Consider the following 23,172-nt stretch of genomic DNA (forward strand, 5'->3'; position numbering starts at 1 on the left):
TGTATATACATGATCGCAGAAAAGGGAAGTGGGTCGCATGGCTGCCGGAGGAGAAAAAGTCGTGAGTAAGGGTCGCACGCTCTGGCTGAATGCCCGGCTCGCTACGCTGGATACCGCGCTGCCGGGACTCGGGCTGGTCGAGCGCGGCGCCGTGGTCGCGGAAGGCGGACGTATCGTCTATGCCGGCGCGGAGGCCGACCTGCCGGCTGCGCTGCGCACCGATGCCGAGACGGTCGACGTCGAGGGGCGGCTCATCACGCCCGGCCTGATCGATTGCCACACCCATCTGGTCTATGCCGGCAACCGTGCCCACGAATTCGAGCTGAGATTGAAGGGCGCTTCCTACGAGGAAGTCGCGCGCGCCGGCGGCGGCATCGTCTCCTCGGTCAAGGCGCTGCGCGCCGCGAGCGAGGCCGATCTGGTACGCGAAACGCTGCCGCGCCTCGACGCGCTGATCGCCGAGGGCGTCACCACCGTCGAAGTGAAGTCCGGCTACGGCCTCGACCGCGACAGCGAGATCAAGGCGCTGAAGGCGGCCCGCAAGCTAGCGGAAGTGCGCCCTGTTTCGATCCGCACCACCTTCCTCGGCGCGCACGCTTTGCCGCCGGAAATGAACGGCGACAAGGCCGCCTATATCGACCGCGTCGTCAACGACATGCTGCCGGCGGTCGCCGCTGCCGGCCTCGCCGATGCGGTCGACGGATTCTGCGAGGGCATCGCCTTCTCGCCTGAAGAGATCGCCCGCGTCTTCGACGCCGCCAAAGCGCTCGGCCTGCCGGTCAAGCTGCATGCCGACCAACTGTCCAACCTGCATGGCGCGGCGCTCGCCGCTTCCTACGGCGCGTTGTCGGCCGACCATCTGGAATACACCGATGCCGAGGGTGCCGCCGCCATGGCCAAGGCCGGCTCGGTCGCGGTGCTCCTGCCCGGCGCCTACTATTTCATCCGCGAGACGAAGCTGCCGCCGGTCGATGCCTTCCGCGCCGCCGGCACCCGGCTGGCGATCGCCACCGACAGCAACCCCGGCACCTCGCCGCTGACCTCGCTGCTGCTCACCATGAACATGGCCGCGACGCTGTTCCGGCTGACGGTGGACGAGTGCATCGCCGGCGTCACCCGCGAGGCGGCGCACGCACTGGGCATCGCCGACCGCACCGGCACGCTGGAAGCCGGCAAGGACGCCGACCTCGCCATCTGGGATGTCGAGCGGCCGGCGGAGCTGGTTTATCGCATCGGTTTCAACCCGCTGTGGAAGCGGGTCTTCAAGGGACAGTGAGGAAAGACAAAATGACCATCGTCGTGACGCCGGGCAGCACGCCGCTCGCAGCACTGGAAAAGATCTACCGCGAAGGCGTCCCGGCGCGGCTCGATCCGTCCTTCCATGCGGCCATCGAAAAGGGTGCCGCGCGCATCGCCGAGATCGCCGCCGGTGAGGCGCCCGTCTACGGCATCAACACCGGCTTCGGCAAGCTGGCCTCGATCCGCATCGCGCCGGCCGATGTGGCGACCCTGCAGCGTAACCTCATCCTGTCGCATTGCTCGGGCTACGGTGCGCCGCTGCCGGAAAACGTCGTGCGCCTTGTCATGGCGCTGAAGCTGGTTTCGCTCGGCCGCGGCGCTTCCGGCGTGCGGCTGGAGGTCGTGTCGCTGATCGAGGCGATGCTGGCCAAGGGCGTCGTCCCGATGATTCCCGAAAAGGGCTCGGTCGGTGCTTCCGGCGACCTCGCGCCGCTCGCCCACATGGCGGCGGCGATGATGGGCGAGGGCGAAGCCTTTTATAAGGGAGAACGCCTGCCGGGCGCGAAGGCGCTGGAAAAGGCCGGGCTGAAGCCGGTGGTGCTGGCGGCCAAGGAAGGTCTGGCGCTCATCAACGGCACGCAGGTTTCCACCGCCTTGGCGCTGGCTGGCCTGTTCCGCGCCCACCGCGCCGCGCAGGCGGCCCTGATTACCGGCGCGCTCTCGACCGACGCGGCGATGGGCTCGACCGCGCCGTTCCATCCCGACATCCACACGCTGCGCGGCCACAAGGGCCAGATCGACACCGCCGCCGCGCTCCGTGCCCTGCTGGAAGGCTCCGTCATCCGCGAAAGCCATCTCGAAGGCGACCAGCGCGTGCAGGACCCGTATTGCATCCGCTGCCAGCCGCAGGTCGACGGCGCCTGCCTCGACATCCTGCGCCAGGCCGCCCGCACGCTGGAGACAGAGGCCAATGCCGTCACCGACAATCCGCTCATCCTGTCCGACGACACGGTGGTTTCGGGCGGCAACTTCCACGCCGAGCCGGTCGCCTTCGCCGCCGACCAGATCGCGCTCGCCGTCTGCGAGATCGGCGCGATTGCCCAGCGCCGCATCGCGCTCCTGGTCGATCCCGCACTGTCCTTCGGCCTGCCGGCGTTTCTTGCAAAAAAGCCCGGCCTCAACTCCGGCCTGATGATCGCCGAGGTCACGTCCGCCGCGCTGATGAGCGAAAACAAGCAGATGGCGCATCCGGCCTCGGTCGATTCGACGCCGACCTCGGCCAACCAGGAAGACCATGTGTCGATGGCCTGCCATGGCGCGCGCCGGCTGCTGCAGATGACCGACAACCTGTCGGCCATCGTCGGTATCGAGGCCTTGTCCGGCGCGCTCGGCGTCGAGCTGCGCAGCCCGCTGGAAACCAGCCCGGAGCTGAAGCGTGCCATCGCCGCGCTGCGCGGGCGGGTGAAGACGCTGGAGGTCGACCGCTACATGGCCGACGACATCGCCGCCGCCGCCGCCATGGTCGCCGACGGCTCGCTCGCCGCCTCGATCTCCGCCGGCATCCTGCCGGCGCTGGAGGGTTGAGATGGGTGAACTTCCCGCCGGTGTGACCACTGTCTCCCCAAGCCGGGCAATCGCAGACGGCGTCGTGCCCCCACCCCTAACCCCTCCCCTCAAGGGGGAGGGGGACTTTGCGGCAGTTCCACAATGCGCCGACATTAGCGATTTTGAACGAAACTGCCGTGTCGGCGTCTCCCTCCCCCTTGAGGGGAGGGGACAGGGGTGGGGGTGCACGACGGTCGAAATGAAGGAGTTCAGCCAATGACCTCCGTCGTCGAAGTCCGCCGCGGCTCCTCGCCCGTCATCCTCGGCTTCCCGCACACCGGCACCGACGTTCCGGCCGATATCCGTGCCCGGCTGAACGACAACGGCCTGCTGCTCGCCGACACCGACTGGCACATCCACCACCTCTATGACGGGCTGCTGGACGACGCCACCACCGTGCGCGCCACCTTCCACCGCTACGTCATCGACGCCAACCGCGATCCGGCCGGCACAAGCCTCTATCCCGGCCAGAACACCACCGGGCTGGCTCCGGAGACGGATTTCGACGGCAAGGCGATCTGGAAGGACGGCGAGGCGCCGACCGCTGAAGACATCGCCGCGCGGCTGGCGGAATTCCATGTGCCCTACCATGCCGCGCTTGCCGCCGAGATCGAGCGGGTGAAGGCCTTGCACGGCGTGGCGATCCTCTACGATTGCCACTCGATCCGCTCGCACATCCCATTCCTGTTCGAGGGCAAGCTGCCGGACTTCAACATCGGCACCGATATGGGCAAGACCTGCGCGCCGCAGATAGAGGCGGCGGCGGTGGAGGTCACCTCTGCGGCGCAGGGCTATACCTCGATCCTCAACGGCCGCTTCAAGGGCGGCTGGACCACCCGCCATTACGGCCGCCCGCAGATGGGCGTCCACGCCATCCAGATGGAACTGGCGCAGTCCACCCATCTGGCGACCGAAACCGTTCCCTTCGCCTATGACGAGGGCAAGGCGGATCGGTTGCGCACGCACCTCAAGACCCTTTTGCGGCGGCTGGAAGTGCTCGCCGCCGACCTGAAACCCTGATCCGGGAGAGCGAAAATGTCCGATCCGCGTCACAATGAACGTGAAGTCCGCAGCCCGCGCGGCGACCAGCTCAGCGCCAAGAGCTGGTTCACCGAGGCGCCGCTGCGCATGCTGATGAACAACCTCGACCCCGACGTCGCCGAGCGGCCGCATGAGCTGGTCGTCTATGGCGGCATCGGCCGCGCCGCCCGCACCTGGGCTGACTTCGACAAGATCGTCGCCACGCTGAAGACGCTGGAGGAGGACGAGACGCTGCTGGTCCAGTCCGGCAAGCCGGTGGGCGTCTTCAAGACGCACAAGGACGCGCCGCGCGTGCTCATCGCCAACTCCAACCTGGTGCCGCATTGGGCGACCTGGGACCACTTCAACGAGTTGGACAAGAAGGGCCTTGCCATGTACGGCCAGATGACGGCCGGCTCGTGGATCTACATCGGTACCCAGGGCATCGTGCAGGGCACTTTTGAGACCTTTGCCGAGGCCGGCCGCCAGCACTATGGCGGCAACCTCAAGGGCAAGTGGATTCTCACCGGCGGCCTCGGCGGCATGGGCGGCGCGCAGCCGCTGGCCGCCGTCATGGCCGGCGCCTGCTGCCTGGCGGTCGAATGCGACGAGACCCGCGCCGATTTCCGCCTGCGCACCCGCTACGTCGACGCCAAGGCGCACACGCTGGACGAGGCGCTGGCGCTGATCGACCAATGGACCAAGGCCGGCGAGGCGAAGTCCGTGGCGCTGATCGGCAACGCGGCGGAAGTCTTCCCCGAACTGGTGCGCCGCATGAAGGCCGGCGGTCCGCGCCCCGACATCGTCACCGACCAGACCTCGGCGCACGATCCCATCCATGGCTACCTGCCGCTCGGCTGGACGGTCGCCGAATGGCGCGCCAAGCAGGAGAGCGACCCCAAGGCGGTGGAGAAGGCCGCGCGCGCCTCGATGAAAAGCCACGTCGCCGCCATGGTCGACTTCTGGAACGCCGGCGTGCCGACGCTCGACTACGGCAACAATATCCGCCAGGTGGCGCAGGAGGAGGGGCTGGAGAACGCCTTCGCCTTCCCCGGCTTCGTGCCGGCCTATATCCGCCCGCTGTTCTGCCGCGGCATCGGCCCGTTCCGCTGGGCCGCCCTGTCGGGCGATCCGGAGGACATCTACAAGACCGACGCCAAGGTGAAGGAGCTGCTGCCCGATAACAAGCACTTGCACAACTGGCTGGACATGGCGCGCGAGCGCATCGCCTTCCAGGGCCTGCCGGCGCGCATCTGCTGGGTCGGCCTCGGCGACCGCCACCGCCTCGGCCTCGCTTTCAACGAGATGGTGGCCAAGGGCGAGCTGAAGGCGCCCATCGTCATCGGCCGCGATCATCTGGACAGCGGCTCGGTCGCCTCGCCCAACCGCGAGACGGAATCCATGAAGGACGGTTCGGACGCCGTTTCCGACTGGCCGCTGCTCAACGCGCTGCTCAACACCGCCTCGGGCGCGACCTGGGTGTCGCTGCACCATGGCGGCGGCGTCGGCATGGGCTTCTCGCAGCATTCGGGCATGGTCATCTGCTGCGACGGCTCGGAAGACGCGGCGCGGCGCATCGGCCGTGTGCTGTGGAACGACCCGGCCACCGGCGTCATGCGCCATGCCGATGCCGGCTACGACATCGCGCTGGACTGCGCCCGCGAGCAGGGCCTGCGCCTGCCCGGCATCCTCGGCAACTGAGGCGCGGGCGGGAGCGGTTCCATGCAGTTCGTGCCGGCCGGCGAGTTCAAGACGATGCCGTGGAAGAACGGCCTCGGTATCACCCGCGAGGTGGCACTGGGCGGCGATGCGGCCGCCTTCGACTGGCGCGTTTCCATTGCCACAGTCGGCGCCTCGGGTCCTTTCTCCGCCTTTCCCGGCATCGACCGCACCATCGCGGTCTTGCGGGGGGAGGGGATGCTGCTCGACGTCGACGGCGCAAGGCATGAATTGCTGGCGGCCGGCGAACCGTTCTCCTTTGCCGGCGAGGCCAGGGTCCATGCCGACTGCATCGGCGGCGAGACGACCGACTTGAACATCATGACACGGCGTGCGTCTTTCGCCCATGTGATGATGCGCCTGCGACCGGCGGAGCCTTTCACCTTCATCGGTCCGGCCGGCCTGACGTTCCTCATCTGCAACGGGTCGTTCCGGCTGGAGATAGGCGGGAAAGGCTACGCCGCGCAGCCGCTCGACGCCGTCTGCGACATTGCGGAAGGCGACCGTCTGCGGATCGAGCCGCAGGGGCAGGCGGACCTGTTCCAGATCACGGTCGGGCAGGCACCGCACTGAGGCTTGGAAAATCCCGCTCCCATGCGCTACCCCAGACAAGGAGAGATTCGGGGAACGCGCCATGGCCAAGACCGTCAGCAGCTTCGTGCTCATCACCGCGCTCACGGCGCTCCTGATGGCGCTGTCGATCGCGCTGGCCCGCCACGGCTACGCGAGCTTCGGCGCGCTGGGCGCCCGGCGGCTGGACGGGCTGGCGAGTGCCGCGACCTTCATCCCGCTGGCAGCCATCTATTTCTTCGGTGTAGCACTTCTGATGATCCTGCCCTTGCGGGCGGCCGCCTTCGTTCTCGTCAGCGGCGTGGAGCCCGTCTACTGGGCCGCCGTCGTGCTGTTCGCCACCATCGTCGGCTGCCTGCTCGCCCGCGTCGCCTTCGGCCAGACCGGGGCTCTGAAGGTGCTGCTCGACTGGCAGTTCGTCTTCGTCGCGGCCGTCGTCGGCTGCCACGCCATCCTCAACGAACTGCGCCGCAACGTGCTCCTGCGCAGCCTTGCGCTGGTTCTCGCGATTGCCGCGAGCCTCGCCTGCCTGTTCTGGATTTTCAGCTAGCGGCGGCCGCTGGACGAACGAAATTCTGCGCAAGCCCTGTGGACATCGCCGTTCCGATGACCCAATCTTGGCCGCGGGAACAACAAGCGCCGCGCAGACGGCGCCGGTATCAAGAGTACGCATGACCAAGGGATGGACATTGTACGACCCCCGGCTGGCATGGATGCTGGTCGCGCCGGTCCTGCTGCTGCTCATCTTTTTCCTGCTGCTGCCAATCGCCATGATGGCGGTCTACACCTTTTTCACCTTCGTCACCGCGGGCGTCGAGCAAGGCACGCTGACGGTCGCGAACTGGCACGAGTTCTTCACCGACAGCTATTATCACGGCTTTCTGTTCAAGACGCTGAGGGTGGGCGCGATGACGGCGCTCATCTGCGGCGTGTTCGGCTACTTCCCCGCCTATTTCATCTGGGCGACGACCTTCAAGCACAAGTGGCTGCTGCTGCTTCTCCTGATCGTGCCGTTCTGGATTTCCTTCACCATCCGCACCTTCTCCTGGATCAATATCCTGGGCGAGCAGGGCGTCATCAACGTTACGCTGCTCAGGCTCGGCCTGATCCATGAGCCCCTGCAGATGCTCTACACCGAGGGCGCGGTCATCCTCGGCCTGTTGCACTTCCTGCTCCCCTACATGATCCTCAACGTCTATGTGAGCCTGGAAAGCATCGACCGCACGCTGATCTCGGCGGCCCGTTCCATGGGCTGCACCAGCGCGCAGGCTTTCCGCGAGGTGACGTTGCCGCTGTCGCTGCCCGGCCTCGCCGCAGGCCTCTTGCTCTGCTTCGTGCTGGCGGCCGGCTCCTACGTGACGCCGCAACTGCTCGGCGCCGGACGCGACGCGCTGTTCGGCAACCTCATCTACGACACCATCATGGGCCAACTGAACTGGCCGATGGGCGCCACCCTTTCCATCGTCCTGTTCGTCGTGCTCGGCTTCTTCGCCGCCATCTACACCCGCTACATGGGCATGTCGCAGATCGTGAAGGGGCTCGGCGGATGACCGCGCAGACGGGAGACAAGGAAGGCAGATGGGCTTGGCGGCTGACCGGCTTCATCACCGTCTGCGTCTACATCTTCATGTTCGCGCCGATCATCGCCACCGTCGTCCTGTCGTTCAACTCCTCGATGTTCGGCGGCTTCCCGATGACCGGCTTTTCCCTGCAGTGGTATGTCAAGCTGCTGGGCAACGAGCAGGTGCTGGCCGCCTTCCGCACCTCGCTGTGGATCGCGGTGGTGACCGCCATCGTCACCACCGCCATCGGGCTGGTGACGGCCTTCGCGCTGGTCCGCTTCGATTTCCGCGGCAAGCAGATACTGTCGACGCTGGTGATCCTGCCGGCACTTGTGCCCGAAACCATCCTCGGCGTCGGCCTGCTGGTGCTGATCAAGGCGGTCGACCAGCCGCGTACGCTGCTCATCCTGGTGCTCGGCCACATCCTGCTGGCCGTTCCCTATGTCGTGCTGATCGTGCAGGCGCGCATGGTCGGCGTGCGGCGCGTCTACGAGGAGGCCGCCCTTTCGCTCGGCGCCTCGCGCCTGGCCTCCTTCCGCGAGATCACGCTGCCGCTGCTTCTCCCGGCGGTGATCGCCGGCGCGCTGCTCGCCTTCACCATCTCCTTCGACAACACGTCGGCCAGCCTGTTCTGGCGGCCGGCCGGCGTCGAGACGATGCCGACGCAGATCCTGTCGATGCTCAAGATATCGATCAGTCCCGAGATCAACGCGCTCGGCACCGTCATGATCTTGGTGACGGTCGGCATTCCGCTGATCGGTGGCCTGATCCTGCAAAGCCTTACCCGATTGAAAAGACGTGGTGAACCCAAGGAGGAAACGCAATGAAACTCACCGACACCAAGCGGCTGGAAAGGCTGCACGATCGCTACATGAACGGCGGCCTCGACCGCCGCGCCTTCCTCGGCCTGACTGCTGCCGCCGCGACGTCCGTCGGTCTCACGATGCCGTGGATGGGACGCGCGCTCGCCGCCGTCACCGAAGTGCGCTTCGACGGCTGGGGCGGCACCGTGCAGGACGCGCTCGATAAATACGCTTTCCAGCCCTACACCAAAAAGACCGGCATCAAGGTGGTGCAGGGCACGTTCGGCGACGAGAACGAGATCATCACCAAGGTCAAGACGGCGAAGCCCGGCGACTTCCAGGTCGTCCATTCGTCGGGCGTCAACTATTACATCAAATACGTCAACGCCGGCATGACCTCGGAGATCAACGAGGCCAACATCCCGAACATGGCCAACGTGCTGCAGCCGATGATCGAGCCGTTCCGCAAGCTGACGCCGAAGCTGTCAGCCGTCCCCTACGATTATGGCACGACCGGCATCGCCTACAACACGGATGTGATCTCCGCCGAAGAGGCGAAGGAACAGGGCGTCAAGATGCTGTTCGACAAGAAGTACGCCGGCAAGATCGGCGGCTATGCCGACATGACGACGCGCGTCTGGTATGCCGCGCTCGCCACCGGGCAGGACCCGAACAAGATCGAGGACATGGACGCCATCTGGGCCAAGGTGCGCGAACAGCGCGACATCGCCAAGAAGTTCTGGGGTTCGGGCGCCGAACTGATGGACCTGCTCTCCAAGGGCGAGATCGTGGTGACCGACGCCTGGTCGGGCCGCGTCGCTTCCCTGCAGGATCAGGGACATCCGATCGGCTACCTCGACCCCAAGGGTTCCTACGCATGGATGGAGGACATGCTGGTCCTGAAGGGTTCGCCGATGGCGGAATGCGAGGAACTGATCAACTTCATGCTCGAGACGGATACGTCGATCGCCGTCGCCGAAGGTCAGGGCTATCCGCCTTCGCTCGATCCCACCAAGGTGAAGCTCACCGAGAAGATCGAGAAACTTCCGGCTTTCGATTCGACCGGAAAGATGGAGGCGCTGACCTTCGCCGATCCGAAATACTGGGCGGACAACGAGGACGCCTGGCAGAAGCAGTGGGACCGTATCGCGAAGGGCGCCTGAGCGCATGACAACCACCCAGCAAACGCCCCGGCCGGCTTCGGCCGGGGTTTCGGCCCAGCCGGCGGATGGCTCCGCCGCCGGCGTGGACCGGCACGCGGTCGAGTTCCGCGACGTCCAGATCGCCTATGGCAAATTCGTTGCCGTACGCGATTTCTCGCTGTCGATCGCCAAGGGCAGCTTCGTTACCCTGCTCGGCCCGTCCGGCTGCGGCAAGACGACGATCCTGCGCTCCATCGCCGGGCTGGTCGACATAAGCAGCGGCCAGATTTCCATCGGCGGTCGCCGCGTCGACGATGTGCCGATCTACAAGCGCAACATCGGCCTCGTCTTCCAGAGCTATGCGCTGTTTCCGCACAAGACGGTGTTCGACAACGTCGCCTTCGGCCTGAAATACCGCAACGTGCCCAGGGCCGAGATCGCCCGCAAGGTCGGCCAGGCACTGGAGATGGTGCGGCTGCCGGGATCTGAGAAGAAGTTGCCGTCGCAGCTTTCGGGCGGCCAGCAGCAGCGAATCGCGCTGGCGCGCGCCATCGTCTTCGAGCCCGAGGTGCTGCTTCTCGACGAGCCGCTGTCGGCGCTCGACGCCAACATGCGCGAGGAGATGCGCGTCGAGATAAAGAAGATCCAGAAGGCGACCGGCATCACGGCGATCTTCGTCACGCACGACCAGGAAGAAGCGCTCTCCATGTCGGACCGGATCGTCGTCATGAACGCCGGTTCGATGGAGCAGATCGGCACGCCGCAGGAAGTCTATGATACGCCGGCCACCGCCTTCGTCGCCGACTTCCTCGGCAAGGCGAACATGCTGGCCGGCACCGTGAGCGCCGTCGACGGGGCGAAGGTCACCGTCGCGCTGGCGGCCGGGCAATCCGTCTCGGTCGTTTCTCCCCGGCCGCTTGAACAGGGCGCCGCCGTAACGGTCGTCGTGCGGCCGCAGAAACTTTCGGTCGCCGCGGCTTCCGGCGAAAACCGGCTGTCGGGCCGCGTCGTCTCCACCTCCTATCTCGGCGGCAGCGCGATCTATGAGATCGACCTTGGCGGCAAGACGATCGTGCGCGCCAACAACGCTATAACCGGCCGGCTGGCGCGCGAAGGCGAGACTGTCGAGATCGGCTTCGATCCCGCCGGCTGCGTGCTTCTGGACGACAAGGGGCTGCGCATCGCCTGAGGCGAGACCGGCCGCGCGTCAGTCGAAATCGTACACCGTCTCGGCGACGACGAATCCCCGGCAGCAATACCCCACCGGGCCGGACATCACCGCCGTCGTGCCGTGGATCTCGATCTGCAACTGCCCGGCCGGCAGATGCACGGTGAAGCGCTCGCTTGTCGTGAGGCCCTTGCGGCGCGCGGCGAAGGCGGCGACGCAGGCGCCGGTGCCGCAGGCCTGCGTGGCGATGCCGGGTCTCTCCCAAACGGCGAGCTGGATCGTCGAGGCGTCCACCAGTTCCGCCACGCCGACGTTGACGCCCTCCGGAAACAGCGGGTCGTCATGGATGGGGGCTGCGTCCCGCGCTAGGTCGACGGCGGAAAGATCGTCGACGAAGAAGACGACATGCGGGTTGCCGATCCACAGGCCCATGCCGTGCCGCAGCGGGCCGCTTTCGACCGGCAGGTCGGCCATGTCGACTTCGTGCGACAGCGGAAAATCACGCCAGTTCCAGCCGATCGGGCCGAGCTCGACGCTGACCTCCATGGCGCCGGTGCGGCGGCATTTCAGCATCCCGCCTCTCGTTTCGAGGACCAGCGCGTCCGCCCCGCTTTCCTCCATCAGCAGATGGGCGACGCAGCGCGTGGCGTTGCCGCAGGCCGAGACTTCGCGGCCGTCGATGTTGAAGATGCGCATGGCGGCGGGGGCGCCGGCTGCCTTTCCTTCCGTCGAAGGCTGCTCGATGGTCAGCACCTGGTCGCCGCCGACGCCGACCTGGGGGTCGCAGATCTTGACGATGTCGCTGCGCGTGAAAGCGCGGCGATCCTCACGACGGTCGAAGATGACGAAATGGTTGCGCAGCCCGTGCATCTTGACGAACGGCCGCTCGCCGCTTTCAGCCGTCGGCGCGGACCTGGCAAGGGTCAGGGTATCGATCATCGCGTCTTTCCAGATCCGGAAGGAAATCGAGGCGGCGGCCCGCCGCTCTGTCCCGGCATGATGAGAAACCGGACCAGTCTACACGGATCGGCGGACAGGCAACAGGTGAGGGCGCCGCTCGGGCCTGGACAAAAGGCAGGGCCAGCCGAAACAAGTGATCTCAGAACGGCGTCGCCGACGTCGATTTTGCCAGCGCCATCCCTGCTCGCCGCAGTCGAGCAGGGATGGGCGACCCATCTCTTTGTTTCAGCCGCGTTTGTGCGACGCCGGACGATTCCGTCCGGTTGCAAAATGCTCTAGGGTGCCGCTCGGGGGCTGACTCGCGGCAGCCGGAAGCGCCGCCTCGGTCGAATGCCATCGGAGTGGGACAGTGAATATTCTTGCCAGATTGTATCTCCTCGTTCTGGCCCTCATCGGCCTCGGTCTGGCCGCCGCCGGCGCGTGGCTGATAGGTCTCGGCGGCTCGCCTTACTACTGCATCGCCGGCATCGCCTATCTGGTCTCGGCCCTCCTGCTCATGCGCGGCAAGGCGGCTGGCGCCTGGTTGGCCGTATTGGTCGCGATCCTGTCGGCGCCATGGGCGTGGTGGGAGGCGGGCAACGATTTCTGGGGACTGTTCGCGCGGCTGATGTCGCCGATCGCCTTGGCCGGCTTCGCGCTGCTTTTCGCACCCTGGCTTGCCGGCGGCATTCGCCGCGCCACCGGTGTCGGCGGAGCGGTCCTTGCCGCCATTCTCTTCGCGGTGGGCTTCGGCATGGCTTTCGTGCCCCACGGCGTCGTCAGCCCGTCGCCGGAAATCGCCGCCTACACGCCGGCCAAGGGCGACAACGCGCCGGCGGACTGGACGTCCTACGGCCGCACCACCGAGGGCCTGCGCTATTCGCCTTTCGACCAGATCAACCGCCACAATGTCGGCCAGCTCGAGCTGGCCTGGACCTATCGCACCGACAACAACGGCATCGGCCTCGACCAGAACACGCCGTTGCAGATCGGCAACCTCGTCTACTCCTGCAACACCAGCAACGTCATCGCCGCCCTCGACGCCGATACCGGCAAGCCGGCCTGGAAGTTCGATCCCAAAGCGTCGGCGCCGTTCTGGCAGCGTTGCCGCGGCTTGGGCTACTACAAGGTGCCGCAGGCCGAGGAGGTAGCCGGCAAGCTCTGCAACGAGCGCATCATCGAAACGACGATCGATGCCCGCCTGCTCGCCATCGACGCCAAGACGGGCGAACCGTGCTCCGAATTCGGCGACAACGGCACGGTGGCTCTCTCCCAGGGCATGGGCGAGGTGAAGTCGGGCTTCTATTTCCAGACCTCGGCGCCGCTGGTCGCACGCAACCTCATCGTCATCGGCGGCTGGGTGGTCGACAACCAGGAGGTCGGCGAGCCGTCCGGCGTCATCCGCGCCTTCAACGTCGTCACCGGCGCGCTCGAATGGGCGTGGGACCTCGGCAATCCCTCGATCACCAAGCTACCTCCGGAAGGGCAGACCTATACGCGCGGCACGCCCAACATGTGGACGACGGCGGCCTTCGACGACAAGCTCGGCCTGATCTATGCGCCGCTCGGCAACACCACGCCGGACTACTACGGCGCCAATCGTCCGGCTTTCTCGGATGAATACAACGCCACCCTCGTCGCCCTCGACGTGACGACAGGGCGCGAGCGCTGGAAGTTCCAGACCGTCCATCACGACATCTGGGATTACGACCTGCCGTCGCAGCCGGCCCTTCTCGACGTGCCGGACGGAAAGGGCGGCACGGTGCCTGCCGTGCTTCAGACCACCAAGCGCGGGCAGCTCTTCCTGCTCGACCGCGAGACCGGCGAGCCGCTGGCCGAGGTGCAGGAAAAGCCTGTGCCGCAAACCGGTGGCGCGCCCGAGGAGAAGCTTTCGCCGACGCAGCCCTATTCGGTCGGCATGCCGACCATCGGCGCCGAACGGCTGACCGAGCGCTCGATGTGGGGGCTGACCATGTTCGACCAGCTCGCCTGCCGCATCCAGTTCCGCAAGCTGCGCTATGAAGGCGATTTCACGCCGGTCGGCCTCGGCTATACGATCGAGCAGCCCGGCAACATAGGCGGCCTGAACTGGGGAAGCGTGTCGGTCGACGTCCCAAACAACCGCGTTTTCATGAACGATGTCAGGGCGCCGAGCATCTTCTCGCTGGTGCCACGTGACGATTACCCCGAATTTGCCAAGAAGGCGCATGCCGACGGCACCGGCCACGGCCCGTCGCCGCAGCAGGGCACGCCCTACGGTATGGCGACGGAGATGTGGACGTCGCCGCTCGGCGTGCCTTGCGTCCATCCGCCCTTCGGCACCATCACCGCCGTCGACATGACGACGCGCAAGATCGCCTGGCAGGTGCCGGCCGGCACCGCCGAACAGCTTGGCCCGCTGGGCTTCAAGTCGCACCTGCCGATGCCGATGGGCCTGCCGACCTATGCCGGGACCAGCGCCAGCGCCGGCGGGCTCGTCTTCTTCGCCGGCTTCCAGGACTATTATCTGCGCGCCTACGACGCGGCCGACGGCAGGGAACTGTGGAAATATCCGCTGCCCGTGGGCTCCAGCGCCACGCCGATGACCTACGTGTCGCCGGCGACCGGAAAGCAGTACGTCCTGATATCCGTCGGCGGCGCCCCGTACTCGGCCGACAAGGGCGATTACGTGATGGCCTTCACCCTGAAGGAGAAATCCTGAAGCCGCGTCAGCGGCGCTCCGGTATCAGAGCAGGCGACCCAGGAGCGCGATCAACTCGCTCTGCTTGTGGATGCCGGTCTTGTGAAAGATCGCCTTCAGCCGTTGCCTCGCCGTTTCAAAGGCTATTTCAAGCATATCGGCCGACTCTTTCAGGGAATTGCCGCGCAAAAGCATCTCGCAAAGTCTCCGTTCGGCGCGCGTCAGACCGAAGGCGGCGCCGAGCTCGTCCATCGTGTCGGTTTCGGCCGGCTTGGACAGGTTCCGCAGGACAAGCAGGAAGAGCGGGCGCCCGTAGAAAGGTGAACGAATTTCCACTCTCTTGGGTAGCGGCACGAGGCCGATCTGGTAGGAGCCATCGGTTAAGAAAATCCGGGTGGTCGCATCTGGTTCCAAGCCGGCCGCGAGAAGGCGAAGCGTGTCCGACAGCCAGCCATTGATGCCGGGTGCCGTGACGCGGAGACAGCCTGCTCGTATCGTGACAAGCTTCTGCCGGCGGAATTCGAGTTCGGCAGCCGGATTGGCGTCACGGACCCTCAACTGGTCGTCGACGACGCACGCAACGTCGCCGGAGCGGGAAACGAGCGCGGCAGCCGACCTTTCGCGGTCTACGGTCTGCCCGAACAAGCGCGTTGCTTGCATGGATCGGCTCAGGGGCCTGCTGATGCGACGCAGCAGTTCCAACGCGGGCTCGTCATATATGCCGGCCCGATCGATCCCGTAGTTCAATCCCACGAAAGCGAGGTTCTCCCGGTTCGTTTCCAAAATGAGTGCGGTCGCGGCACGCAAGTCGCGCGGTAGCCAATCGTAGAATTCCGTATGGCTGAAATTGCTGGATGGACAATCTCTTTCGCTGACGAGCACCGTGCCGGACGGTGCAGAGCGTAAAGGCTGTACCCAAGGGTTCAACCCGCTGTAGTGCTGTCGATAGCTGGCCTGGTAGTCCGGACCCAAATTCAGGATGCGGTCGTATTCAATCCTCAGCCGCCGCAGGTCGTAATGCTGAAATGCAATGCAGGCGCCTGGAAATGCTCCGCCAAGAATCTCAATGAAATCATCCCATGCAGTCGCATCGAACACCGCGCCATCGGCAATCTCGGCGATCTGAGCGGATGTGTCGGTTATGAATTTCTGATCGAACACTATATTTCGCAATTTCATCCCAGCCGACTGGGATATTTACCACGCAGGGGGCAAGTCATTCTAGCGAAATCGCCGAAAACAGAAGCATACACCAGGCCGGTGCATCGCGACGCATGTTGAAAAAATGGACACGCCAGTAATTTGGTTTGCGGCGGCCGATTTACAGCCGGTCCAGGAACTTCTGTGCTATCGCCTCATAGTTGCCGTCGAAGTGATGGCCGCCGTCGGTTTCGATATGGGTGAATGTCTGCAAGGCTGGATCACGGCAGGCACTGGCGTCTTCATCTTTGCCCGAAACGCAGATGACGCGCTCGACCGGCAGGGAGGCGATGGCCTTGGGAATGTCGTAGCCGCTGTCGTCGATACCGAGCCAGCCCGAAATCGTGACCTGGAAGGACGTGGACAGGCCCGGCGCCATCAGGGCGATGACCTTGGTGCGATCCTGCAATGCCTTCGGCAGCAGCGGCCAGGCGAAGGGAATGGTGTCGGCGCCGAAAGAATAGCCGATCAGCATCACCGGCAGCTGGCCGGTCGGGTCCGCGGTCTTGACGAGCGCGCCGACATCGGTCGCGAGGTCCTGCGGCGTGCGCTTGGCCCAGAAATAATGCAGCGCGTCCAGCCCGACGACATGAACGCCTTGCGTCGACAGCCATTCGCCGATGGTCTTGTCGAGGTCGCGCCAGCCGCCGTCGCCGGAGACGAGGATGGCGACAGCCCTCGGCTTGCCACTGGTGGCCGGCAGGTCGATGGCCGGCAGCTTGCCGAAAGGCTCGATCGCATCGGCCAGCGACGAGACGGCGGTGACGATCTGGCCGGCCGGATCGTCCATATCCAGCGCATCGACGGTGATGGTGTCCTGTGCCGACGCCTGGCCGCGCACGACATCGAGCGAGGCTTCGTCGACGAAGAGCGAGGCAGGCTCCGGCAACGCCACGTCGAAGGCGTAGCTGTAGCCCTTGCCGTCCGTCGCCTTGGTGGCGGTGGAGCCGGGGCAGAAGGGTAGCCTGAGCGTCAGCCTGTTGGCGAAGCCGGCGGCGACGGCACCGCCCAGCGTGTTGGCCGGCGCGTCGGCTAGCGCCGCATAGGCGAAGGTGGCTCCCTCCCCTCGCCCGACGACGATCGGCGGCAGGTAGGTCTGGATGTCGAGCTGGCGCTGCGCGGTCTGCGCGAGGTCGGTGATCTCGCCGACGACGTAGAGGCATTGGCCGTCCGCTCCGTCGAGCGCCCGCGCATAGGCGGCAAGGTCGACGCCCAGCACAACGTCGCCGTCCTTACGCAAGGCAGCGGCGACGGCATCGTCGGCGGAAGTCCAGCCGCCACGGTCGGAGAAATAGACGACCATCGCCTTCGGCGCTCCCTCGGAGGGCAGAAGCCGCACGTTCTCCAGCCGCCCGGCGCTCACCGTGGGCGCGGCGGGCGGTTGCGCCGATTGGGCGGAGGCGGAAGCCGAGCCGATGGCTGCAAAGGCAGGAAGAAGAAAGGCAAGAGAGTGTTTCATCGCTTGAAGATCCTGATGGGGCTGCCGGAAATGAGCGTGGTGACGTCGAGCAGGACCTGCGCCATCGCCAGACCGCCGGGACAGGCCAGGTATTGCGGCGTCCAGACCGGGTCGAACTTCTGCTTGAAGGCGCGCAGGCCCTCGAAATTGTAGAATTCGTCCCCGGCCCGGTAGATGAAGGTACCGACGCGGCTCCAGGTAGAGGCGAGCGGATGATCGGCGAGACCGGCCAAGGGTGCCGCGCCGAGGTTGAACCAACGGTAGCCTTCGGCCTTGCCGTAGAGCAGCAGGTGGGCGAACAGCGCTTCCATCATCACCTTCGAGACGCCGGGCCGGTAGCGCATCAGGTCGATGGAGCACTCGTCGCGGTCGCCGCTGCGCCACAGATTGGCGAAGGCGACGATTTCGCCGTCCCTGCTCAGTACCGCGCAGTCGAACTCGCTCATATAGGCGTCGTCGAAATAGCCGAGCGAGAACCCCTTCTCATGGCCGTTCTTGCTCTTCAGCCAGGCGTCGGACACGGCGCGAAGCTGCGGCAGCGCGTCCGGCACCTCGGCCTTGGGGATGACGGAAAAGGCCAACCCTTCGCGCGTCGCCTTGCCGATGGCGTAGCGCAGCGGCTGCCGCACGGCACCCTCCAGGCAGAAGCCCGTCAACTCGACGCGCGCCACCTCGCCGATCTTGAGGATCGCCAGGTTCATGTCGAGGTAGGCGGGCAGGAATTCCGGCTGGACGGCATAGAACACCGCCCTGACGCCGGCGTGGTCGGCGGCCTCGGCGAAGCGCCAGATCAGCGCCCTGGCGGCCTTGGGGTCGCCGACGGGATCGCCCATGGTGATCCAGCTCCGGCCTGAGACGGCGTACATGAGGAAGGCCCTGCCGCTGGTCGACACCATGAATGTCTTGTCGCCAAGCAGCGCCAGGCAGGACTGTGTGTCGGACGACGTTTCCAGGACATGGCGCACGGCCTCAGGGACAGGCTCCGGTCCGGCGCGTTTCGCTTGCCCCGGCCGGTTGATGATGGCGTCGGCGGCAATCGTGGCGGCAACCATGGCAAGTGCCAGCGTGGCACGCAGGAAGCGCGGGGCGTCGCCATCCCAGGCGAACTGCCACCACAGGTCCGACTGGTACTCGACATGTCGGTAGGCGAGCAGCCCGACCAGCGTGGCGGCAATGATGACGATGGCGATGAGACCGATCCAGGTCGGATCGGGGCGAAAGGAGCGCCAGTCTCCGCGCCGGTAGAAGGCTCGGCGGTACACCAACAGCACTAGCGCGACGGCGATCAGGACGACCGCCTCTTCCCAGTCGAGGCCCTTCAGCAGCGAGAAGGCGGCGCCCGACAAGAGCAGCGCTATCGCCGCGATGCGGGCGAAAGCGATGCGCCGGTAAAGGCCGCGCGCGATGACCACCAGAAGCAGGCCGGTGATCGAGGCGAGCAGGTGCGAGGCTTCGGCGAACGGCAGCGGCAGGATATCGCTCAGCCAGTCGGTGCGCTCGACGGCGGCGGGCGTGTTGCCGGACAGAAGCAGCACCATGCCGCCGGCAAAGGCGAGCGTCGCGGTGATCGGCGGCACCACATGGCGCGTCACCGCGAGCGTGCGCCCGGCAACCGTGGAGACGGTGGAGCGGACGCGGTAGATCTCGAACGCGAGCAGCGCGGAAGCCGCCAGGAGCAGCGGCAGCAGGTAGTAGACGAGCCTGAACAGCACGAGTGCGGCCACCACGTCCGGCCGGGTGCCGGCACCGAGGCCGAGCAGGATCGTCGCTTCCAGCACGCCGAGCCCGCCCGGCGCATGGCTGACGAGGCTGGCGATGATGGCGGCGACGAACAGGATGAGGAAGACCGCGTAGCCCGGCGCGATGTCGGCCGGCAGCAGCACATAGAGGGCGGCCGCAGCAGCACCGATATCGATGGCGCCGATGACGATCTGCGCCAGCGCGCTGCCTGCCGAAGGCAACGGAAAGTCCCAGCCGAGGATGGAGACCTGGTGATTGCCGCGTGACAGCCAGACGACGACGGCGGCCAGGCCGGCCATGATCGCGCCGCCGAGGATACGGTCGCCCGCCGGCGTCAGCACGGCCAGCGCCGGCAAACCGACCGGATCGAACAGAAGGGCGAGCCCGACGATGGTCGAGAGGCCGCCCCAGAAGGTGAGGAAGGAGATGCCGACGATGCGGCCGACATCGGCGGCATCGACGCCGGCCGATTGGTAGATGCGGTAGCGCACCGGGCCGCCGACGAAGACGTGGAAGCCGATGGCGTTGGAAAAGCCGTAGCCGACGAAGCCGGCGAACAGGGCGAGGCGTGCCGGCACCTTGCCGGGCGCGACGCGGCGCACCGCCATCACGTCGTAGCAGGCCATGGCGACGAAACTGACGAAGGTGAAGGCCAGCGCCGGCGCGACCGTCTTGAACGACGTGTCGGCAAGGGCTGCCTCGATCTGGTGCAGGTGCACCTTGCCGCTGATCGCGTGGATAACGAACAGCGCGATCGCCACCGCTGCCGCGCCGACGATCGGACCGAGAACACGCGGCTCGACGATGCGGTCGATGGCGCGCGCCAGAGCGCCGCCGACCTGGCGTTCTTCGGGCGAAGTGTCTGTGTCAGTCATGTCTGCGGCCGGGCCTTGCCTTGCGGGAGTCGCAAGCGCCCAGATTGTGGCAAAGGCAAGGACGGGAGTGCCCGTCCCGCCTTGCCTGATCGGCCCCCGCCCGTTGCGCATCATGCCGATAAAGATTGTGCCCGCAGCATGGTGACCGCAGGCACGATTTTCATGTCGGAACAGGAACGATGTCAGGCGTTGCCGAACGGCACGCCGACGAACATCTCGGTGTCGCCGCGCTCGACTTGCAGCAGCACGGACTTGCGCCCGGCTTTCTCGGCCGTCTTCAGCGCCTTCATGGCATCACCGGCACTGGTCACTGGCTGCTGGTTGATCGAGACGATGATGTCGCCGCGCTGGATGCCGCTGTCGGCCGCGGGCTTGTCGTTGGCGACCCGCGTGACGATAACGCCCTCGACCGACGGATCGATGCCGAAGCGGTCGCGCATCGTCGGCGTCAATCCTGCAAATCCGATGCCCAGAGCGGAATCGGACTGCATCGCCGAACCCGGCTGCGCGCCGTTGTCATTGTCGGCAGATGCCTGCTTCTCCTCGCTGCCCTTGCCGGCGGCAATGGACAGATCAAGCGACTTGCCGTGGCGCCAGACGGTGATGTCGGCCTTGTCGCCGGGGGCCATGTCGGCGACCAGCCGCGACAGGTCCTTCGGCGTGGCGATGGGCTTGCCGCCCAGCGCGGTGACGACATCGCCGCTCTTCAAACCGGCCTTGGCGGCGGGCGAACCATCGACGACCTGGGCGACCAGCGCGCCGGACTCGCTGCTAAGGCCGATCGCGTCGGCGACATCCTTCGTCACCGACTGGATCTCGACGCCGATATAGCCGTGCTCGATCTTGGCGCCGGTCTCCAGCTTGGCGACCACAGCCTCGGCCTGGTCGGAGGGAATGGCGAAGCCGACGCCGACATTGCCGCCGTTGGGCGAATAGATGGCGGTGTTGATGCCGACCACCTTGCCGTCGGCATCGACCAGCGGGCCGCCGGAGTTGCCGTGGTTGATCGCGGCATCGACCTGGATGAAATCGTCATAGGGACCGTTGTGCAGGTCGCGGCCGCGCGCCGAGACGATGCCGGAGGTGACGGTGGTGCCGATGCCGAACGGATTGCCGATGGCAAGCACGGCGTCGCCCGCTCTCAGCTTGTCGGAATCGCCCCAGGAAAGCGTGGGAAGCGGCTTTCCGGCATCGATCTTGACCACGGCGAGGTCGTTCTTGGCGTCGTGTCCCACGAGCGTGCCCTTGTATTGCTGGCCGTCGTCAAGCGTCACCCGGATATCGGTCGCGCCGTCGATGACATGGTTGTTGGTGACGATCATTCCGTCGGACGAGACGATGAAGCCGGAGCCGAGCGCCATGGCCGTCTGGGTCGGCCGGCGCTGCTGCGGCAGGTGGCCGAACGGGTTCTCCTCGCCGAAGAACTGGCGGAAGAAGTCGTCATAGGGCGAGTTCGGGCCGAACTGCTGCTCGAACTGTTGCTGTCCATCGGCAGAGGTGTCCTGCACCTTCATCTTTGTGGTTATGGTGACGACGGCCGGTTTATCGGCCGCCACGATGTCGGCATAGGAGGGCAGTGCCTGCGAGGCTTGCGGAATGCCGGCGGCACCGGCGTCGCCGACCATCAGCGTCGTGCCGGCAGCAAGTGAGACGGCCAGCAGGGCGACGCCGGCGAGCGCCAGGATGCGGTTGCGGTGAGTGGTGAAAGACTGGTTCGACATGGAATATCTCCTCGGAGGTCCCGTCACCGATGCCGCACCGGAACCGTGGAACATCGGCAAGCCGTCTGGTCGCGTCGGGTCGCGGCCGCTGTCCATTGGCCGCCGGCGTTTCCCGGCCTCGATCAAAGAGCTAGCGCTGCACCCGGCCGGCTTCAAATTAATTCGAGGTAATGAAATGAAGGATACTTATATGGATGGATTGGCCGGAAATTGAGCTTCGAAAATACTGAAATTGTCAAATTGTTGGCGTCAGAAACACGAAGCCGATATTGAATATCACGAAGCGGTTACTGGCTTTTTGCGTGGCCTTGCCCTGAGATTCGTCGGGTTTATAAAGAAGAGCCGGTTCTGGAAAGATATCGCGCGCCGCCCAAAGAGAGACGTGATCGCCACGATGGCGCAGTATCTCAGGCCGGACGCATCGATTGAATGGCGCGGATGATGCCGCGGAGTTCGGCCAGCCCCTTGAGGCGGCCGATGGCGGGATAGCCGGGGGTGACCTTCTTGTTGAGGTCGTCCAGCATGCGATGGCCATGGTCGCTGCGATAGACGATCTGTCGGCCCGGCTCGCGTCGGCGATCTTCTTCCAGCAACGCCAGCAGCACCTGCACCATATCGACATCGCCGTCGAGATGGTCGGCTTCGTAGAAGCTCAGGCCGTCGGCCTCCCGCCGCGTCGCGCGCAAGTGTGCGAAGTGGATCCTGGCCGCAAAGCGCCGCGCCATCGCGGGCAGGTCGTTGTCGGGCCTGACGCCGAGGCTGCCGGTGCAGAAGCACATGCCGTTGGCCATGGAAGGCACGGCCTCGAAGAGTGCCGCATAGTCCGCCTCGGTGGAGGCGATGCGCGGCAGGCCGAACAATGGCCGGGGCGGGTCGTCGGGATGCAAGGTCAGCGAGACGCCGAGACCCTCGGCCACCGGCGCGACGATCTCCAGAAACTCGATCAGGTGCCGGCGAAGTCGCGCGGCATCGACATGCGCATATTGCACCAGGCGATCGCGAAAGGCCTCGATGGAGAGTGGCTCGGTGGTCGAGCCGGGCAGGGCGCTGGTGATGTTCCTGACGATGGTCGCCTTGTCCTCGTCCGACATCGCCTCATGGATAATCCCGGCGCGTTGCCGCTCGGCCTCGTCATAGTCCGCCTGCGCGCCGGGTCGCTGCAGGATATGCAGGTCGAACGCCGCGAAGCGGCCTCGGTCGAAACGCATTGCCGTGGCGCCCGTCGGCAAGGGATGGTCGATCTCGGTCCGCGTCCAGTCGACGACGGGCATGAAATTATAGCAGACAATGCGGATGTCGCAGGCGGCCACCGCCTCCAGGCTGGCGATCCACGCCTCGATCTCCGCCCTGGCAGCCTTGCCGGTGCGCTTGACCGCATCGGGAATGGGAATGCTTTCCACGACCGACCACGTCAGCGGCGTGCGGCCCGGCGGCGTGGCCTCGATCATTTCCTTGCGGGCGAGGACATCCTTTTCTGTCCAGGGTTGCCCGATCGGCACATGGTGAAGGGCCGAAACGATCTGGCTTGCCCCCGCCTGCCGCACCTCGTCCAGCGACACACCCGCATCCGGCCCGAACCAACGCCAACCTTCAAGCACTGACAAATTCTCCATAGCCGATGCCGCGAACAGATCTCGCACTGTCCATGCAATTGGTTGGCACACTAATATATTAGTGTGCCAAGGGCAACAGATGTTCATCCCGGCGCGGGCCGCTCTGTCCGTGATCGA

The 23,172-nt window shown here is 65.8% G+C and carries 18 protein-coding genes; 12 read left to right on the top strand and 6 right to left on the bottom strand.

Going from position 1 to position 23,172, the window contains the following annotated elements:
* Positions 1-37: 37 nt before the first annotated feature.
* The 10 genes from hutI (at position 38) to FGU64_RS17965 (ending at position 10,849) form a co-directional block, all read left to right on the top strand.
* Positions 38-1,276 carry an imidazolonepropionase gene (gene hutI / locus FGU64_RS17920; RefSeq protein WP_139954401.1) on the top strand — a complete coding sequence of 413 codons (1,239 nt, stop codon included), beginning with the start codon at positions 38-40 and terminating at the stop codon, positions 1,274-1,276.
* An 11-nt stretch (positions 1,277-1,287) separates the two neighbouring features.
* The gene (gene hutH, locus FGU64_RS17925; RefSeq protein ID WP_139954402.1) at positions 1,288-2,823 is read left to right on the top strand and encodes a histidine ammonia-lyase; all 1,536 of its coding nucleotides are present in this window, start codon (positions 1,288-1,290) and stop codon (positions 2,821-2,823) included.
* A 237-nt stretch (positions 2,824-3,060) separates the two neighbouring features.
* Positions 3,061-3,864, top strand: coding sequence for an N-formylglutamate deformylase (gene hutG / locus FGU64_RS17930; protein WP_139954403.1), 804 nt, complete (start codon positions 3,061-3,063; stop codon positions 3,862-3,864).
* Between the two features lie 15 nt (positions 3,865-3,879).
* On the top strand, positions 3,880-5,565 hold the full coding sequence (hutU, locus tag FGU64_RS17935; RefSeq protein WP_139954404.1) for a urocanate hydratase: 1,686 nt from the start codon (positions 3,880-3,882) through the stop codon (positions 5,563-5,565).
* Positions 5,566-5,586: 21 nt separating this feature from the next.
* On the top strand, positions 5,587-6,156 hold the full coding sequence (locus FGU64_RS17940) for a HutD family protein (RefSeq protein ID WP_139954405.1): 570 nt from the start codon (positions 5,587-5,589) through the stop codon (positions 6,154-6,156).
* Between the two features lie 61 nt (positions 6,157-6,217).
* The gene (locus tag FGU64_RS17945) at positions 6,218-6,703 is read left to right on the top strand and encodes a hypothetical protein (protein WP_139954406.1); all 486 of its coding nucleotides are present in this window, start codon (positions 6,218-6,220) and stop codon (positions 6,701-6,703) included.
* A gap of 121 nt (positions 6,704-6,824) precedes the next feature.
* Positions 6,825-7,703 carry an ABC transporter permease gene (locus FGU64_RS17950; RefSeq protein ID WP_139954407.1) on the top strand — a complete coding sequence of 293 codons (879 nt, stop codon included), beginning with the start codon at positions 6,825-6,827 and terminating at the stop codon, positions 7,701-7,703.
* Positions 7,700-8,542 carry an ABC transporter permease gene (locus FGU64_RS17955; RefSeq protein WP_139954408.1) on the top strand — a complete coding sequence of 281 codons (843 nt, stop codon included), beginning with the start codon at positions 7,700-7,702 and terminating at the stop codon, positions 8,540-8,542. Before FGU64_RS17950 ends, FGU64_RS17955 begins: the two co-directional genes overlap by 4 nt.
* Complete coding sequence (locus tag FGU64_RS17960) at positions 8,539-9,681, top strand: extracellular solute-binding protein (RefSeq protein WP_136354939.1); 1,143 nt, start codon at positions 8,539-8,541, stop codon at positions 9,679-9,681. The genes FGU64_RS17955 and FGU64_RS17960 overlap by 4 nt, the downstream gene beginning before the upstream one ends.
* A 4-nt stretch (positions 9,682-9,685) precedes the next feature.
* A complete protein-coding gene (locus tag FGU64_RS17965) occupies positions 9,686-10,849 on the top strand; it encodes an ABC transporter ATP-binding protein (RefSeq protein ID WP_139954409.1) in 1,164 nt (387 codons plus the stop codon).
* 18 nt (positions 10,850-10,867) lie between these two features.
* On the opposite strand, the gene dapF is transcribed toward FGU64_RS17965, so the two are convergent.
* The gene (gene dapF / locus FGU64_RS17970) at positions 10,868-11,767 is read right to left on the bottom strand and encodes a diaminopimelate epimerase (RefSeq protein ID WP_139954410.1); all 900 of its coding nucleotides are present in this window, start codon (positions 11,765-11,767) and stop codon (positions 10,868-10,870) included.
* A 370-nt stretch (positions 11,768-12,137) separates the two neighbouring features.
* On the opposite strand from dapF, the gene FGU64_RS17975 reads away from it, so the two are divergent.
* Complete coding sequence (locus tag FGU64_RS17975) at positions 12,138-14,468, top strand: membrane-bound PQQ-dependent dehydrogenase, glucose/quinate/shikimate family (protein WP_139954411.1); 2,331 nt, start codon at positions 12,138-12,140, stop codon at positions 14,466-14,468.
* A 24-nt stretch (positions 14,469-14,492) separates the two neighbouring features.
* Here the strand turns inward: FGU64_RS17975 and FGU64_RS17980 are convergent, their stop codons facing one another.
* From FGU64_RS17980 to FGU64_RS17995, 4 genes are all read right to left on the bottom strand, one after another.
* Positions 14,493-15,608: a helix-turn-helix transcriptional regulator gene (locus FGU64_RS17980; RefSeq protein ID WP_139954412.1), complete on the bottom strand. Its 1,116-nt coding sequence runs from the start codon at positions 15,606-15,608 to the stop codon at positions 14,493-14,495.
* A 160-nt stretch (positions 15,609-15,768) separates the two neighbouring features.
* Positions 15,769-17,106 carry an AcvB/VirJ family lysyl-phosphatidylglycerol hydrolase gene (locus FGU64_RS17985; protein ID WP_139954413.1) on the bottom strand — a complete coding sequence of 446 codons (1,338 nt, stop codon included), beginning with the start codon at positions 17,104-17,106 and terminating at the stop codon, positions 15,769-15,771.
* Complete coding sequence (gene mprF, locus FGU64_RS17990) at positions 17,103-19,721, bottom strand: bifunctional lysylphosphatidylglycerol flippase/synthetase MprF (protein ID WP_180375562.1); 2,619 nt, start codon at positions 19,719-19,721, stop codon at positions 17,103-17,105. The genes FGU64_RS17985 and mprF overlap by 4 nt, the downstream gene beginning before the upstream one ends.
* A gap of 182 nt (positions 19,722-19,903) precedes the next feature.
* Positions 19,904-21,442, bottom strand: a complete 1,539-nt coding sequence (locus FGU64_RS17995; protein WP_139954415.1) for a DegQ family serine endoprotease — start codon at positions 21,440-21,442, stop codon at positions 19,904-19,906.
* Here FGU64_RS17995 and FGU64_RS18000 point away from each other — a divergent pair.
* Positions 21,441-21,656: a hypothetical protein gene (locus FGU64_RS18000; protein ID WP_139954416.1), complete on the top strand. Its 216-nt coding sequence runs from the start codon at positions 21,441-21,443 to the stop codon at positions 21,654-21,656. The two genes, FGU64_RS17995 and FGU64_RS18000, sit on opposite strands and share 2 nt — an antisense overlap.
* A gap of 193 nt (positions 21,657-21,849) precedes the next feature.
* Here FGU64_RS18000 and uxuA read toward each other — a convergent pair whose 3' ends face one another.
* A complete protein-coding gene (gene uxuA / locus FGU64_RS18005; protein WP_139954417.1) occupies positions 21,850-23,040 on the bottom strand; it encodes a mannonate dehydratase in 1,191 nt (396 codons plus the stop codon).
* Between the last annotated feature and the right edge of the window lie 132 nt (positions 23,041-23,172).

Source organism: Mesorhizobium sp. 8 (assembly GCF_006351905.1).
GTDB lineage: Bacteria > Pseudomonadota > Alphaproteobacteria > Rhizobiales > Rhizobiaceae > Mesorhizobium > Mesorhizobium composti.